This is a genomic window from Kitasatospora sp. NBC_00039 (genome assembly GCF_045160625.1).
In the GTDB taxonomy this organism is placed as follows: domain Bacteria; phylum Actinomycetota; class Actinomycetes; order Streptomycetales; family Streptomycetaceae; genus Kitasatospora.
Genome location: NZ_CP108289.1, coordinates 3159662 through 3175283, shown reverse-complemented (window position 1 = coordinate 3175283; position 15622 = coordinate 3159662). Strand labels below are relative to the sequence as shown.

At 71.6% G+C, this 15622-nt stretch carries 15 protein-coding genes; 14 read left to right on the top strand and 1 reads right to left on the bottom strand.

Translation table 11 applies throughout. From position 1 onward, the window contains the following. The first annotated feature begins 122 nt into the window (after positions 1-122). From lepB (OG286_RS14025) to OG286_RS13985, 9 genes are all read left to right on the top strand, one after another. Complete coding sequence (gene lepB, locus OG286_RS14025) at positions 123-1127, top strand: signal peptidase I (RefSeq protein WP_396325489.1); 1005 nt, start codon at positions 123-125, stop codon at positions 1125-1127. 145 nt (positions 1128-1272) lie between these two features. Next, on the top strand, positions 1273-2031 hold the full coding sequence (gene lepB, locus OG286_RS14020; protein ID WP_405365310.1) for a signal peptidase I: 759 nt from the start codon (positions 1273-1275) through the stop codon (positions 2029-2031). 181 nt (positions 2032-2212) lie between these two features. After that, positions 2213-2686, top strand: coding sequence for an NUDIX hydrolase (locus OG286_RS14015; protein ID WP_396325491.1), 474 nt, complete (start codon positions 2213-2215; stop codon positions 2684-2686). A gap of 55 nt (positions 2687-2741) precedes the next feature. Next, complete coding sequence (locus OG286_RS14010; RefSeq protein ID WP_396325492.1) at positions 2742-3068, top strand: DUF2469 domain-containing protein; 327 nt, start codon at positions 2742-2744, stop codon at positions 3066-3068. 168 nt (positions 3069-3236) lie between these two features. Further along, entirely contained in the window at positions 3237-3887 is a 651-nt protein-coding gene (locus OG286_RS14005) for a YraN family protein (RefSeq protein WP_396325493.1), read from the top strand. Position 3888: 1 nt separating this feature from the next. After that, positions 3889-5583: a YifB family Mg chelatase-like AAA ATPase gene (locus tag OG286_RS14000; protein ID WP_396325494.1), complete on the top strand. Its 1695-nt coding sequence runs from the start codon at positions 3889-3891 to the stop codon at positions 5581-5583. 38 nt (positions 5584-5621) lie between these two features. Beyond that, positions 5622-6800, top strand: coding sequence for a DNA-processing protein DprA (gene dprA / locus OG286_RS13995; protein WP_396325495.1), 1179 nt, complete (start codon positions 5622-5624; stop codon positions 6798-6800). A gap of 436 nt (positions 6801-7236) precedes the next feature. Beyond that, positions 7237-8265 carry an RNA polymerase sigma factor WhiG gene (whiG, locus tag OG286_RS13990; RefSeq protein WP_396325496.1) on the top strand — a complete coding sequence of 343 codons (1029 nt, stop codon included), beginning with the start codon at positions 7237-7239 and terminating at the stop codon, positions 8263-8265. A gap of 188 nt (positions 8266-8453) precedes the next feature. Beyond that, entirely contained in the window at positions 8454-9026 is a 573-nt protein-coding gene (locus OG286_RS13985; protein WP_396325500.1) for a TetR/AcrR family transcriptional regulator, read from the top strand. Positions 9027-9036: 10 nt separating this feature from the next. Here OG286_RS13985 and OG286_RS13980 read toward each other — a convergent pair whose 3' ends face one another. Beyond that, entirely contained in the window at positions 9037-9450 is a 414-nt protein-coding gene (locus OG286_RS13980) for a M23 family metallopeptidase (protein WP_405365308.1), read from the bottom strand. Positions 9451-10534: 1084 nt separating this feature from the next. Here OG286_RS13980 and rpsB point away from each other — a divergent pair. From rpsB to OG286_RS13955, 5 genes are all read left to right on the top strand, one after another. Continuing rightward, entirely contained in the window at positions 10535-11440 is a 906-nt protein-coding gene (rpsB, locus tag OG286_RS13975; RefSeq protein WP_405361457.1) for a 30S ribosomal protein S2, read from the top strand. 129 nt (positions 11441-11569) lie between these two features. After that, positions 11570-12409 (top strand): translation elongation factor Ts, encoded by an 840-nt coding sequence (gene tsf, locus OG286_RS13970; protein ID WP_396325954.1) that lies wholly within the window; start codon positions 11570-11572, stop codon positions 12407-12409. A 263-nt stretch (positions 12410-12672) separates the two neighbouring features. After that, positions 12673-13437 carry a UMP kinase gene (gene pyrH, locus OG286_RS13965; RefSeq protein WP_148642763.1) on the top strand — a complete coding sequence of 255 codons (765 nt, stop codon included), beginning with the start codon at positions 12673-12675 and terminating at the stop codon, positions 13435-13437. A gap of 119 nt (positions 13438-13556) precedes the next feature. After that, on the top strand, positions 13557-14114 hold the full coding sequence (frr, locus tag OG286_RS13960; protein ID WP_148642762.1) for a ribosome recycling factor: 558 nt from the start codon (positions 13557-13559) through the stop codon (positions 14112-14114). A gap of 293 nt (positions 14115-14407) precedes the next feature. Further along, positions 14408-15547 carry a phosphatidate cytidylyltransferase gene (locus OG286_RS13955; protein WP_405363805.1) on the top strand — a complete coding sequence of 380 codons (1140 nt, stop codon included), beginning with the start codon at positions 14408-14410 and terminating at the stop codon, positions 15545-15547. Positions 15548-15622 lie beyond the last annotated feature (75 nt).

Genomic DNA, 15622 nt, shown 5'->3' with positions numbered 1-15622 from the left:
TGTCAGGTGTGCCCGAGACGGGCGGCCCTGGGGCGTTCACGGTCGATGGTGGAGCGAGGTGCCCGCTGTGCGGCACTGTGAGCGCGGGCGCACAGGCGTCCGCACAGCAGGGAGGAGACGTTGTGGGGGATTTGGTGATCGGCGCCCGCTCAGGCGCCGGAGAGCCCGAGGGCTCCGGCGGCCGGGCGGCCCGGTCCGCGGAGTCCGCAGTGTCTTCGGCATCCGCCGAGGACTCGGCGGCCCAGTCCGCCGACGAACAGGGCAACGGCACCGGTGACGTGCCGGACGACTTCCAGGACGAGGTGGGGTCGGCCGAGCAGTCGGAGGAGAAGCCCGCCGACCAGGAGCGCAAGCAGCGGTCCTTCTGGAAAGAGCTGCCGATCCTGGTCGGTATCGCGCTCGTCCTGGCACTGGTGATCAAGACGTTCTTCGTCCAGGCGTTCTCCATTCCGTCGGAATCGATGCAGAACACGCTTCAGGTCGGCGACCGTGTCCTGGTGGACAAGTTGACCCCGTGGTTCGGGGCCGAGCCCGAGCGCGGAGAGGTCGTGGTGTTCCACGATCCGGGCGGCTGGCTGGCCGACGAGCCCACCAGCCAGAGCAGCAACTCCTTTGTCCGGGGCGTCCAGGACGTGCTCAGCTTCGTCGGCCTGATGCCCTCCGACAACGAGAAGGACCTCATCAAGCGCGTCATCGCCGTTGGCGGGGACACCGTCGAGTGCCATGGCGACGGGCCGGTCAAGGTCAACGGGATCGCACTCAACGAGCCGTACGTCTTCCCCGGGAACACCCCCTGCCAGCTGAAGGACTTCGGCCCGGTGAAGGTGCCGGAGGGCCGGATCTGGGTGATGGGCGACCACCGTGGGGACTCGCTGGACTCGCGCTTCCACATGGACCAGCCGGGCGGCGGCACCGTCCCCGTGGACGACGTGATCGGCCGCGCGTTCGTGGTGGCCTGGCCGGTCGATCACTGGGCGACGCTCCCGGTGCCGGCCACCTTCGATCAGAAGGGGCTGGCGGCGGCCGCGCCGCTCGTGCCGCCGGTGGCCGGGGCCGTCGGCGCCGTCGGCCTGTTGCCGCTGACGCGTCGGCTGAGGGACCGGGCGGACCGCAAGAAGACGTCCTGACCTCAGCCGGGTCGACCCCGGGTCTTGCGCGGGCCGTAGTACCGACGAGTAATCTGCTCGGACGTGCCACGGCCCGCCGGGTTTTCCGCCTGTGGCCCCGGCGCGCCATGAGCGTTTCCGGTTCGGTCGGGGTTGGACGGTGTCGATGAGCAGTATCGTGGACGAGACGACGGATCGCCCGCCTGCCGTCACGCGGCCCCGGCGCCGTACTGCGGCCGTGCTTCAGGGCCTGCTGATCGGGCTCGGCCTGGTGCTCATGGTCGGTGGCTTCGTCGTCATGGCGGTCGACTACCGGCCGTACGGCATTCCGACGGGCTCGATGACCCCCACGCTCCAGGTCGGGGACACCGTGGTCGCCCGGCAGATCGACGGCAAGACCGTCGGCCGGGGCGATGTCGTGGTCTTCCGCGACCAGGCCTGGGGCGGTGAGCTCATGGTCAAGCGGGTGGTCGCGGTCGGCGGCGACACCGTGGCCACCACCGGGGACGACCAGCGTCTGACCGTCAACGGCAAGCCGGTGGACGAGCCCTACCTGGCGGCGCAGGGCCCCCAGGGCAGCGCGTTCAGTGTGGAAGTACCGCCTGGCCGCCTCTTCCTGATGGGCGACAACCGGCAGGGGTCGCTCGACTCCCGTCTCCATCTGGAGATCGACGGAGGCACGATCCCGGCCAGTGAGGTGCAGGCCCGGGTCGAGGCCACCGTCCTGCCGTTCGGCCGCACCGGAATGTTCGCCCGGACAACGGCCTTCGACGGGATCGGCGGGCCGAAGGCCGGTGAACCGGGACCGCTGGAGCCCGCCTTCTACGCCACCGTTGTAGGCGCGGCGACGATCGTGGTGACCTCCGCGGTGGGTGGGGTGGCGGGCCTGGCCCGGCGGCTCGGCCGCCGCCGCGCGGAGGCCTGACCACCACGGCCGCAGCGATCGCCGTCGGATCAGCCGGAACGGCGACCGCAGCCGGGGCCGCCGCAGCCAGCGCCACTGCTGCCGCACGTGTGGCTCTGCCGAACAATGCCCCGCACGGTCGTGCCGGGTGGCAGGATCGGGAGAGTCAGCGAGGTACACGAGGGGAGGGGGAAGAGCCGTCATGGAACCGCAGCGCCGCAAGGCCGCCCGGATCCTGCTGCTCGACCGGCAGGACCGCCTCCTGCTCTTCCGGGGCTCCGACCCGGCGGTGCCGGGCGTCACCTGGTGGTTCACCCCCGGGGGCGGTTTGGAGGCCGGCGAGGGAGTGCACGAGGCCGCGGTGCGGGAGCTCTCGGAGGAGACCGGGCTACGGGGCGTGGAGCTCGGTCCACTGGTTGCGTACGGCACGGCTTCGTTCTCCTTTCGGGGACAGCGCTACGAGCAGGAGCAGTGGTTCCATCTGGCGCGGACCACGGAGACAGCGCTCGACCACTCGGGAATGGGGGCGGACGAGCACGCGCAACTGCTGGCGGTGCACTGGTGGACGATCGAGGAGTTGAGGGAAACCGCCGAGACGGTCTACCCGGTCGGGCTGGCGGACTTCCTGGAGCAATTGGTGGCCGAGGGGCCCCCAGTCGTTCCGGTAAGGCTCTGAGGGCGGGTGCGGTGGTCCACAATGGGTGGACGTGACAAGTTGAGGGGACGCCTGGATGAGTGCCGAAGATCTCGAGAAGTACGAGACCGAGATGGAGCTCAAGCTCTACCGGGAGTACCGGGACGTCGTCGGCCTGTTCAAGTACGTGATCGAGACCGAGCGACGTTTCTACCTCACCAATGACTACGAGTTGCAGGTGCACTCGGTCCAGGGCGAGGTCTTCTTCGAGGTGTCGATGGCGGATGCGTGGGTCTGGGACATGTACCGGCCGGCCCGGTTCGTCCGCAAGGTCCGGGTGCTGACCTTCAAGGACGTGAACATCGAGGAGCTCGCGAAGAGCGATCTGGAGATGCCCTCGGACGAGCCGGGCTTCGGGAACTGACGTTGGACCGCCCGGTCCCGCGGTGTCCAGGGGAATTTCGACTATTCCGGGATTCTCACCCCTGCGGGTGACAGAAGTTATCCACAGGCCCGAGTTGTCCACAGGAATCGACAACTCTCTGGTCCCGTCCCGGGCCGCACGGCAACCTCCCCGGCGGAGGTGGTCACCGTGCAGGACACCAAGCGCACCACACGCAAGCAGGCACCGTCGGCGCAGGCACCGAAGGCCCAGCAGGGCGCTCAGCCCCGACGCAAAGCGGCGCGACGGCCGGAGGGAGGGCCGTCCGCGCCGGGTGGGTCCGCTCCGCCGCGCGCGGAACGGGCCGGGCCGGACAGGGGCGGCGAGGCCGGAGCCGCCGCGGAGAGGCCGCGTCCGGACGCGGCAGGCGCCGGGCGCAGCACCAACAACGGCCTCGGCCGCTACGGGGAGCGGGTGGCCGCCCGCCGCCTCGCCGAGGACGGGCTTCGCATCCTGGACCGCAACTGGCGTTGCGTCGAGGGTGAGCTCGACATCGTCGCCCTCGACGGGGACACCCTCGCGGTCTGCGAGGTCAAGACCCGTTCCGAGCGAGGGTTCCAGCAGCCCAGCGAGGCCATCGACCGGGCCAAGGCCGCCCGGCTCCAGCGCCTCGCCGAGCGCTGGATGGCCGAGCGCTGGCCCAGCCACTTCGCCAGGCTGGCCGGCCCCGAGTACCAGCCCGCTCCCGCCGACCCGCAGTGGCCGCCGATCCCGCCCGGCGGCGTCCGGATCGACCTCGTGGCCGTGATCAACCGGGTCCGCGGCGCCGCCTCGGTGGACCACCTGCGGGGGGTGGTCTGAGATGGCGTTCGCCCGTACCTGCTCCGTCGCCCTGGTGGGCGTCGACGGTGTGATCGTCGAGGTCCAGGCCGACCTGGAACCGGGAGTCGCCGCGTTCGCCCTGGTCGGCCTTCCCGACAAGGCGCTGTCCGAGGCTCGCGACCGGGTGCGCGCGGCCGTCGTGAACAGCGGTGAGGCGTGGCCGCAGCGGAAGCTGACGGTGGGGCTCAGCCCCGCCGCGGTGCCCAAGAGCGGCAGTGGCTTCGACCTCGCCGTCGCCTGCGCCGTCCTCGCCGCCGCCGAACGGCTGGACCCGTCGTCCATCGCCGATCTGCTGATCATCGGCGAGCTGGGGCTGGACGGCCGGGTGCGCCCGGTGCGCGGCGTTCTTCCCTCGGTGCTGGCCGCCGCCGACGCCGGGTACCAGCGGGTCGTGGTGGCCGAGCAGACCGCCGCCGAGGCCTCGCTGGTCCCGGGCGTCACCGTCATCGGGGTGCGCAGCCTGCGCCAACTGGTCGCCGTCCTCACCGGCGCTCCCGCGCCGGAGGAACCACCCGACCCGATCGTTGGCCGCCCCGACCCGCTGATGGCAGGGTTGATGCTCCCCACCGCAGGCGTGCGGGGACTGCCCGACGACAAGGCCTCCCGCCTCGACCTGGCCGATGTGGCAGGCCAGTACGAGGCCCGCCGAGCCCTGGAGATCGCTGCCGCGGGCGGTCACCATCTGTACCTCAAGGGCCCGCCGGGCGCGGGGAAGACGATGCTGGCGGAGCGGCTGCCGGCGCTCCTGCCACCACTCACCCAGAAGGAGGCCCTGGAGGTCACCGCCGTCCACTCCGTGGCGGGGCTCCTCCCGGCCGGCAGGCCGTTGATCGCCAGCCCGCCGTACTGCGCCCCGCACCACTCGACCACCATGCCGGCGATCGTCGGCGGCGGCAGCGGCCTGCCCAGGCCGGGCGCGGTGTCCTTGGCGCACCGGGGAGTGCTGTTCCTGGACGAGGCCCCGGAGTTTCCGGTCAGGGTTCTCGACGCGCTGCGCCAGCCGCTGGAGTCGGGCGAGGTGGTGATCGCCCGCTCGGCCGGATCGCTCCGGCTCCCGGCCAGATTCCTGCTCTGCCTGGCGGCCAATCCGTGCCCGTGCGGGCGGTACTCCCGCCGGGGCGAGGGCTGCGAGTGCACCCCCGCGATGGTCAGCCGGTACCAGGGGAGGCTCTCGGGGCCCTTGCTCGACCGGGTCGATCTCCAGGTCCAGGTGGCCCCGGTGACGAGGGTCGAGCTCATGGAGCGGGACACCACGGCCGAGAGCACGGAGATCGTCGCGGCCCGGGTGCTGGCCGCGCGGGAGCGTGCGGCGGCCCGCCTGGCGAACACACCGTGGCGGACCAATGCCGAGGTGCCCGGCCATGAGCTGCGCACCCGCTGGGACCTCGGGTCCGGCGCGCTGAACGACGCCGCGCGCCAACTGGAGCGAGGGCTGCTGACCGCCCGCGGCCTGGACCGGGTGCTCCGGGTCGCCTGGACGGTCGCCGATCTCGCCGGGAGGGACCGCCCGGACCAACGGGACGTGCGGACCGCCCTTGTGCTGCGGACCGGCGTCGAGCACGGGCTGCCGCTGACCGAGCGCGCCTTCGGCCCGCTCGGCGTCGGCAGGGCAGCAGGAGACACGCCGAAGGGCGGAAAGGCGGCCCGGCCCGGCCCGGCCGGTAGCGGCGGATGACCGGGACTCAGCAGACCAGGACACGAGGAGACGAGACCGTGAACCAGACGATCGACCACCGTCAGCCTCCCTCCGAGACGGCTGCGGCGGCCGGGACCGAGCGCTACGCCAGGGCGGTGCTGAGCCGGCTCAGCGAACCGGGCGATGCAGTCCTGGGGCGATGGCTGTCCCGACTCACCGCCGTCGATGTCGTCCAGGCGATCCGGGACGGCACCGTGCCCGACCATCCCGGGCTGGACGCGGACCGGCTCGCGGCGTACCGGGCCAGACTCGTGGACGTGGACCCCGTCGCGGATCTGGAGCGGGTGCGAACCGTCGGCGGGCGCTTCATCATTCCGGGCGACACGGAGTGGCCGAGCCAGCTGGACGACCTGGGGGACGGGCGGCCGATCGGGCTCTGGCTGGCCGGGACGGGTTCGCTGCGGCTGCTCGCCCTTCGCTCGGTGTCGGTCGTCGGCGCACGGGCGTGTACGGCCTACGGCGCCCATGTGGCCGGGGAGCTGTCGGCACAGCTCGCTGAGCGAGGGTGGGTGGTGGTCTCCGGTGCGGCGTACGGGATCGACGCCTCGGCCCACCGGGGTGCGCTGGCCGTCGGCGGTATGACCATCGGTGTCCTCGCTTGCGGTGTGGACGTCGCCTACCCGCGCGGCAACGCGGAGCTGATCCGGCGGATCGTCTCGCAGGGGCTGCTGTTGAGCGAACTCCCGCCGGGAGAGCACCCGAACAGGTTCCGGTTCGTGCTGCGCAACCGGGTCATCGCAGCGCTCACCCGGGGCACCGTGGTGGTCGAGGCGGCGTTGCGCAGCGGGGCGCTCAGTACGGCCAGACGTGCCCGTGACCTCAACCGGCACACCATGGGCGTCGCCGGCCCGGTGACCTCGGAGCTCTCCGCAGGGGTGCATGCCCTGATCCGCAGCGGCGCGACCCTGGTCACCGACGCGTCAGAGGTGGCCGAGTTGATCGGCGCGATCGGCGACGACCTGGCGCCGCAGCGAAGTGGTCCGGTGCTGCCCCGGGACCTGCTGGAGCCGGCGGTCGCCCGGGTGCTGGAGGCCGTGCCCGCCACCGCGGAGGGCGCCCCGGTGGAGCGGTTGGCCCGGCAGTCCGGGCTCCTGCCGGACGAAGTGCTGCACCGGCTCTATGAGTTGGGGTCGCTCGGCTATGTCGAGCGGCACGGCGCGCACTGGCGGCTGGTGCGGAGAAGGGGAGGCGACTGACCAGGGCGGCGGGTCGGGGCCGGCGAGGGCAGAGGCAAGGGAGCGGGCGGGGGAGGGCGAGGAATCGGACGAGGGCACGGCCTGACGAGGGTGCGGGCAAGGGGCTGGCAAGGGGCTGGAAGGAGGCGGCAGAGCCCGGGGGAGTCCCGAATGAAGGCCCGGCTACGACCGGGAGGGGAGGAGTAAAGGGGGAGGGGTTGCGGCTCGTCGACCTCCGGTGCCCGGATCCGGTGACACGAACGCCACCGGATCGGGGGACGACCGAGTGGCGGTAGCACATTGCAGTGAGTCGGTCACGCTACGCTCGCCATGCCTTCCCTATCAGCACATGACTCGGCAGAACGGCGCAGACCAACGCATGCCCACACACATTCCCGGACACAGAGTGACCGGTGGCGCCCGGTCGTCGGGAGGGCCGCGGACCGAGCGGCGCCCCGTGACCGAGTTCCCGCCCAAGGCGACGGGTGCGATGGGGGCCCTCGCCCGGCAGGGCGGCCGGCCGGCGCACACCGGGGCGTACGCCGACCGGCCGGACGCGCCCGGTGCGCCGGACGCCGCCCCCGAACAGCCCGCTACTCCCACGCAAGCAGGTGTCCCCGACCAGCCCGATGTTCCCGACCAGCCCGGGGCCCCCGACCAGAGTGTGGTGCCCCCGCTGGCCGAGGTGCCCCCGCCCGCGCCCCGGCGGGACACGGGCGGCCAGGAACGCACGGCGCTCGAAGTGCTCTGGCGCTCCTACAAGGAGACGGGTGACCAGCGGCTCCGGGAGCAGCTGATCCTGCATTACTCACCACTCGTCAAATACGTCGCGGGCCGGGTCGGCGTCGGCCTGCCCTCCAACGTCGAGCAGGCCGACTTCGTCTCCTCCGGCGTCTTCGGGCTGATCGACGCGATCGAGAAGTTCGACATCGACCGCGCCATCAAGTTCGAGACGTACGCCATCAGCCGGATCCGCGGCGCGATCATCGACGAGCTGCGGGCACTGGACTGGATCCCGCGCTCGGTGCGGCAGAAGGCCAAGGCCATCGAGCGGACGTACGCGACGCTAGAGGCCCGGTTGCGCCGGACGCCGCACGAGCCCGAGGTCGCGGCCGAGATGGGCATCGCGATCGAGGACCTGCACGCCATCTTCAGCCAGCTCTCCCTCGCCAACGTGGTGGCGCTCGATGAGCTGCTCCACCCGGTCGGCGAGGGCGGGGACCGGCTGAGCCTGATGGACACCCTGGAGGATCACAGCGCGGACAACCCCGTCGAGGTCGCCGAGGACAGGGAGCTGCGCAGGTTGCTGGCGCAGGCGGTCAACACCCTCCCCGAGCGGGAGAAAACGGTGGTGACGCTCTACTACTACGAGGGGTTGACCCTCGCCGAGATCGGACAGGTCCTGGGGGTGACGGAGAGCAGGGTCAGCCAGATCCACACCAAGTCGGTGCTGCAGCTGCGGGCCAAGCTGTCCGACATCCGGTAGGGCACAGAGCACCCGCCCGCACACAGCACCCGCCCGCCCGCGCCCTCGCCCGTGCCCACTTGCCTCCACTCGCGCAGCCGCCCGCATGCGCCAGCCCACGCCCGCAATCGTCCGGCATGCGCGGCGCCGTATCGGCGGGATGTAGGGCTCCGTACAGTGGGAGGGTGCCGAAGATCCGAGCGGCCACATTGGCCGAGCATCGCCAGCTGCAGCGGGCAGCTCTCCTCGACGCTGCCCGCAGCCTCCTCACCGAGGGGGGCATGGAGGCCCTGACCTTCCCCGCGCTCGCGGCGCGCACCGGGCTGGCGCGTTCCTCGGTCTACGAGTACTTCCGTTCCCGTGCCGCGGTGGTCGAGGTGCTCTGCGAGGTCGACTTCCCGCTCTGGGCGGCCGAGATCGAGGCCGGGATGGAGAGCTGCGACACCGCGGCCGGCCGGATCGAGGCGTACGTCCGGGGTCAGCTCGCACTGGCCGGGGATCCTCGCCACCGGGCGGTGACGGCGATCTCGGCGCTGGAGCTGGACGAGGCGGCGCGCGAGCGCATCCGGGCGGCGCACGGAAAGCTGGTCGGACTGGTGATCCAGGCCATGGAGGATCTCGGCCACGAGCAGCCCCGGCTCGCGGCGGCACTGCTCCAGGGGATCGTGGAGGCTGCCGTCCGGCATGCCGAGCAGCGGGCGGCCGGCGGCCTGTCCGAGAACCAGGACGTGATCGCGGACGCCGCCGTCGCCCTTGCGCTGCACGGCCTGGGCGGTAGCTGAGCGGAGGCGCTCACCGGTCCCGGCCGAGCGGGAGCAGTCGTGACCTTCCCCCGCCGAACAGCGCCAGCGGGTCCAGGTAGCGCTCGCCGCGCAGCAGCCCCCAGTGCAGGCAGTCACGGCCGGCGCAGTGACCGGTGGCGGGCGCGAGCTGTCCGATCACCTGGCCGGCGGTGACCGTGGTGCCCACGGGGACGGAGCCGGTGACGGGCAGATAGGTGGTCCGCAGCGGGGGAGCACCGGACGAGGAGTGTGTGACGGTCACGACTGGTCGGCCCGCCACCAGGCCGGAGAACGAGACCACGCCCGGGGCGGCTGCCCGGACGTCGGTCCCGGGTGCGGCTAGCAGGTCGACACCCCGGTGTCCTGCGGCCCAGGGCGTCGGCGGCGCCTCGAACCGCGCGACCAGCCCGCCCGGCCCACCCACCGGCCACGCCCGCCCGGCACCAGGGCGAATCCCGGGACCGCCGCCGGCACCACCCCGGCTACCGGTACCGCCCCCGCCGCCGGCACCCTCCCCGGCAACGCTCCCAGCACCGCCCGCCGCATGCCCGACCGGTCCCGGCAGCGTGACCGCAAGCAGCGCCGTCAGCACCAGTTGAGCCAGGAGCACCAGCCGGACCCGGTGGCTGCGCCCAGGCCCAGGCGGCGGGGACGACAGCTCGGGGAGCGAGAGCTCCGGCAACGAACCGGGAGCACCTCCCGGACCTACGGCGGTCGCCCCGACCCACGACCGAACCCACGACCGAACCCATGACCCGACCCACGGCATGACCCACAGTGTGGCCCAAGGCCTGGCCCGAGGCCTGATCCACGACCGAACCCACGACCGAACCCATGACCCGACCCACGACCCGTTCCGGGCCCCACCCAAGGAACCGGTCACACCGGCAGCAGCGCTCATGCGCACGAGACTCCCCACAGCCCGCCACCCCGGCCAGCCCCGCCCCGATTCCTGTGGACAACCCGCCCTTGTGGACAACCGTCGTCCCTCGCCGGGTGTACACAGCCCCGGCAATCACTCAGCCGCCCACCCCGCCCACCCCGCCCACCCAGTACCCATCCACTCCACCCACGCACCCACTCCGCCGCACCCACCCCGCCCGCCCCACACCCACGCCGCCCAGCCCCTCCGCCCCACCCGCGCGCCCTCCGCTCACCGCTCCACCCCGCTGGAGTCGCCCGTCGCTCGGCGCTTCCCGTACACTTCACACGCGACCCGGTCCGCCGGGTCGACTTCGCACGCCCCGCCACCGGTGGACGGATGCGGCTCAGCCGCCGCCCCCGCCAGGTGCGAGTGCCGCTCGGTCCGCCGAGCCCGTACCGGTCTCCGGACCGCTCGGGCCGAAGCGGCTCGGCACGTTCGGGGCGTCAGGCGTGGCTGTCACCTGGCTGCCACGGACAAAACCGAGCCTGACCCGGCCGTACGCAGACGCGAGCGGGGAGCGCCACCGTGCGCACCACGACATCGGCTGCGCGGGAGCCGGGCGCAACACCTTAGGAGTACGGCTATGGCCGTCGTCACGATGCGGGAGCTGCTGGAGAGCGGCGTCCACTTCGGTCACCAGACCCGTCGCTGGAACCCGAAGATGAAGCGCTTCATCATCACCGAGCGCAACGGCATCTACATCATCGACCTCCTGCAGTCGCTGAACTACATCGACCGCGCCTTCGAGTTCATCAAGGAGACCGTTGCCCACGGCGGCAGCGTCCTCTTCGTCGGCACGAAGAAGCAGGCCCAGGAGGCCATCGCCGAGCAGGCCACCCGCGTGGGCATGCCCTACGTGAACCAGCGCTGGCTCGGCGGCATGCTGACCAACTTCTCGACCGTCTACAAGCGTCTGCAGCGCCTCAAGGAGCTCGGCGAGCTGGACTTCTCGGACGTGGCCGGCTCCGGCCTGACCAAGAAGGAGCTCCTGGTCCTCCAGCGCGAGCACGACAAGCTGGAGAAGACCCTCGGCGGTATCCGTGACATGCAGCGCGTTCCCAGCGCTGTCTGGATCGTGGACACCAAGAAGGAGCACATCGCGGTCGGTGAGGCCCGGAAGCTCAACATTCCGGTCGTCGCCATCCTCGACACCAACTGTGACCCCGACGAGGTCGACTACAAGATCCCGGGCAACGACGACGCGATCCGCTCCGTCACCCTGCTGACCCGTGTGATCGCCGACGCTGTCGCCGAGGGCCTCAAGGCCCGCGCCGGTGTCGCCAAGGGCGACGTCAAGGCCGAGCCGGGCGCCGACCAGCCGCTGGCCGACTGGGAGAAGGACATCCTCGAGGGCGAGAAGAAGGCCGAGGAGGCCCCCGCCGCCGCCGAGGCTCCGGCCGCTGAGGCCCCCGCCGCCGCTGAGGCCCCCGCCGCCGAGGCTCCGGCCGCCGAGGCCCCCGCCGCCGAGGCTCCGGCCGAGCAGGCCTGACGTACCAAGGGTGAGGGGCACCCACCGGTACGACACCGGTCGGTGCCCCTCTCTCCCGTGCCGGGACCGAACCAGCGGTCCCGGCGCAACCCCACGCAGACACGCGAGACGCGAGAAGAGATTCACACCATGGCGAACTTCACCGCCGCGGACGTCAAGAAGCTCCGTGAGCTCACCGGCGCCGGCATGATGGACTGCAAGAAGGCCCTTGACGAGGCCGAGGGCGACGTCCAGAAGGCCGTCGAGCTCCTGCGCATCAAGGGCCAGAAGGGCGTTGCCAAGCGCGAGGGCCGCGACGCCTCCAACGGCGCCGTTGCCGCGCTGATCGCCGAGGACAAGAAGTCCGGCGTTCTGGTCGAGCTGAACTGCGAGACCGACTTCGTCGCCAAGGGTGACAACTTCGTCAAGGTCGCCGACGCGATCGCCGCCCACGTCGCCAGCAGCGCCCCGGCCGACCTGGACGCCGCCCTGGCTTCCGAGATCGAGGCCGGCAAGACCGTCCAGCAGTTCGTGGACGAGGCCAACGCGACCCTGGGCGAGAAGATCGTCTTCCGTCGCTTCGCCCAGTTCGACGGTGACGGCTTCGTCGCGGTCTACCTCCACAAGACCAGCCCCGACCTGCCGCCGGCCGTCGGCGTCCTGGTCGAGCTGGACAAGGAGAACGCCGACGTCGCCAAGGACGTTGCGCAGCACATCGCCGCCTTCGCGCCGAAGTACCTCTCCCGCGAGGACATCCCGGCCGAGGACATCGAGAACGAGCGCCGCGTCGCCGAGGCCACCGCTCGCGAGGAGGGCAAGCCGGAGGCCGCCCTCTCGAAGATCGTCGAGGGTCGCGTCACCGGCTTCGTGAAGGAGAACTCCGTCCTGGAGCAGGCCTTCGCGAAGGACAACAAGAAGACCGTCGCCAAGGTCCTCGAGGAGAACGGCGTCGCCCTCAAGCGCTTCGCCCGCTTCCGCGTCGGCGCCTGAGCCACGTTCCACCGGACTCCCGGCACGCTTAGGCTGGGAACCGCCCCCGCCCGCTGACCAGGGCGGGAGGGACGCGCCGAACGGGCTCACCCCAGCGTCATCCGTCTATGGGCGGGCCGCGTCGGCACCATGAACGACGAGGAGGCCATTGCCGTGCAGGACACCGAACCGGTTCCCGCGGCAGTGGCCTCCTCGCGTGTACGCGCAGGCCTGGGATCCGCACCCCAGCGTCTGTGAACCAGTAGGTGTAGAAGGAGAAGTCCATGCAGGAGACGCAGGAGACCGCGCAGGACCCCCAGGCCGGCTCGCGCCGCCGGGTGCTGCTGAAGCTGTCCGGTGAGGCCTTCGCCGGTGGCGGCGGGCTCGGCGTCGACCCGGACGTCGTGCATGCGATCGCCCGTGAGATCGCCACCGTCGTCCGCGCCGGTACCGAGGTGGCGGTGGTCATCGGCGGTGGCAACTTCTTCCGCGGCGCCGAGCTGCAGGTCCGCGGCATGGACCGGGCCCGTTCGGACTACATGGGCATGCTCGGCACCGTGATGAACTGCCTCGCGCTGCAGGACTTCCTGGTCAAGGAAGGCATCGAGACCCGGGTCCAGACGGCCATCACCATGGGCCAGGTGGCCGAGCCGTACCTGCCGCTGCGTGCTGTCCGGCACCTGGAGAAGGGCCGCGTCGTGATCTTCGGCGCGGGGATGGGCATGCCCTACTTCTCCACCGACACCACGGCCGTCCAGCGGGCCCTGGAGATCCACGCCGACGTCCTGCTGATGGGCAAGAACGGCGTGGACGGCGTCTACGACTCCGACCCCCGGACCAACCCGGACGCGGTCAAGTTCGACGCGCTGGAGTACTCCGAGGTCATCGCCCGCGACCTCAAGGTCGCCGACCTCACCGCGATCACGCTGTGCAAGGACAACAACCTCCCGATGCTCGTCTTCGAGCTGCTGGCGGAGGGCAATATCGCGCGTGCGGTGAAGAGTGAGAAGATCGGCACACTCATCAGCCAGGATTCTGTCCGGGCCTGAGCAGCAGTCAGCCGTACGGGAGGGCGCCGGCACCGCGACCGGTTCCCTCCACACCGCGACCGGCTTCGACGCCGACACCGGTCGGGACACCAGCAGATGAACCGGACAGGGAGTACACAGTGATCGAAGAGACCCTCCTCGAGGCCGAGGAGAAGATGGAGAAGGCCGTCGAGGTCGCCAAGAACGACTTCGCCGCCATCCGCACCGGCCGTGCCCACCCGGCGATGTTCGCCAAGATCGTGGCCGAGTACTACGGCGCCGTGACGCCGATCAACCAGCTGGCGTCCTTCTCCGTGCCGGAGCCGCGGATGGCGGTCGTCGCGCCGTTCGACAAGACCGCGCTGAAGGCAATCGAGCAGGCGATCCGCGATTCCGACCTGGGCGTCAACCCGAGCAACGACGGTTCCATCATCCGGGTGGTGCTCCCCGAGCTCACCGAGGAGCGCCGCCGCGAGTACATCAAGGTCGCCCGCGGCAAGGGTGAGGACGCCAAGGTCTCGATCCGGTCCGTGCGCCGCAAGGCCAAGGACGCCATCGACAAGCTGGTCAAGGACGGCGAGATCGGCGAGGACGAGGGCCGCCGCGCGGAGAAGGAGCTCGACGACACGACGGCCAAGTACGTGGCCGGCGTCGACGAGCTGCTGAAGCACAAGGAAGCCGAGCTGCTCGAAGTCTGATGAACGACGCCCCTGACGCCCCTGGCTACTGGGGCCCATCCGACCAGCAGTACCCGCAGTACCAGCCGCAGCCTCCGTACCGGCCCGCGCCGGCTCCGCAGCCGGCCGGGCCGGAGCAGCCCCCGCAGTACCAGCCGCAGCCCGGGCAGCACCGGCCCTCGCAGCAGCTGCAACACCGGCAGCCGCAGCAGCCGGCCGGCCCGGGCGCCGCTGCGGGTGACCCCGGCCACCGAACGGGTCACCCGCAGCAGCCTCCGGTGTACTGGGGCGGCGACGCGGAGGAGACTCAGGTCATGCCTCCCGTACCGGCCGACCCAGGGCCCGACCCCGCCGAGGGGCCGGCCCGGGAGGCCGGGCGGCTGAGCGGCCCGCTGTTCCGGGACGAGCAGCCCCGGACGGTGGTGCCGGGTGCGGCGGAGACGGTCGTGCTGCGCGCGATCACCGACGACGTCGCCCCCACCCCCGGCCACGGCGGTCAGCCGCCGCACCCGGGGGCCCCGGCGTTCGCCGCGCCGCCGCAGAGCCACCCGGCGGCCGGGCAGCCCCACCCTGTGCCGTCGTTCCCCCCAGGGCAGGAGACACCCGTGGCCCAGCCCGACCCGCAGCCGCAGCCGCGCAAGCAGCGCGGTGGTCGCAACCTCCAGGCCGCGATAGGCGTGGGGGTCGGCCTCGGCGCGGTGATCATCGCCTCGTTGTTCGTCGTCAAGGCGCTGTTCCTGGTCGTGGTGATGGCGGCGGTGTCCGTCGGCGTCTGGGAGCTGACCAGCCGGCTGTCCGAGCGCAAGCAGATCAAGGCGCCCCTGATCCCGCTGGTCGCGGGCGGCATCGCGATGATCGCCACCGGCTACTGGTCCGGGGTGCAGTGGGCGGCGGCATCGCTGGCCCTGACCGGGCTGGCGGTGATGGTCTGGCGGATGGCCGAGCCGCCGGAGAACTACCTGCGCGACATAACGGCCGGCATCTTCACCGCCTTCTACGTGCCGTTCCTGGCCACCTTCGTGGCGCTGATGCTGGCGGCCGACGACGGCCCGCAGCGGATCGTGCTGTTCCTGATCGTCACCGTCTGCAGCGACACCGGCGCCTACGCGGTGGGCTACAAGTTCGGCAGGACCAAGCTGGCCCCGACGATCAGCCCGGGCAAGACCCGCGAGGGCCTGGCCGGCGGCATCGGCCTGTCGATGCTGGCGGGCGCGCTGTTGATGCAGCTGATCATCGACGACGGAAGCTGGTGGCAGGGCCTGATCCTGGGCGGCTGTGCGGCGGTCGTCGCGACCCTGGGCGACCTGGGCGAGTCGATGATCAAGCGGGACCTCGGCATCAAGGACATGGGCACGCTGCTGCCCGGGCACGGCGGAATCATGGACCGGCTGGACTCGCTCCTGCCGACCGCCCCGGTGGTCTGGCTGCTGCTGGCAGCCTTCGTCGGCAGCTGACCGACCGCAACCGGTCGGACCGGTACGAGCGGGGCCCCGGACGCCTGGCGTCCGGGGCCCTGTGCCGTCTGCGCA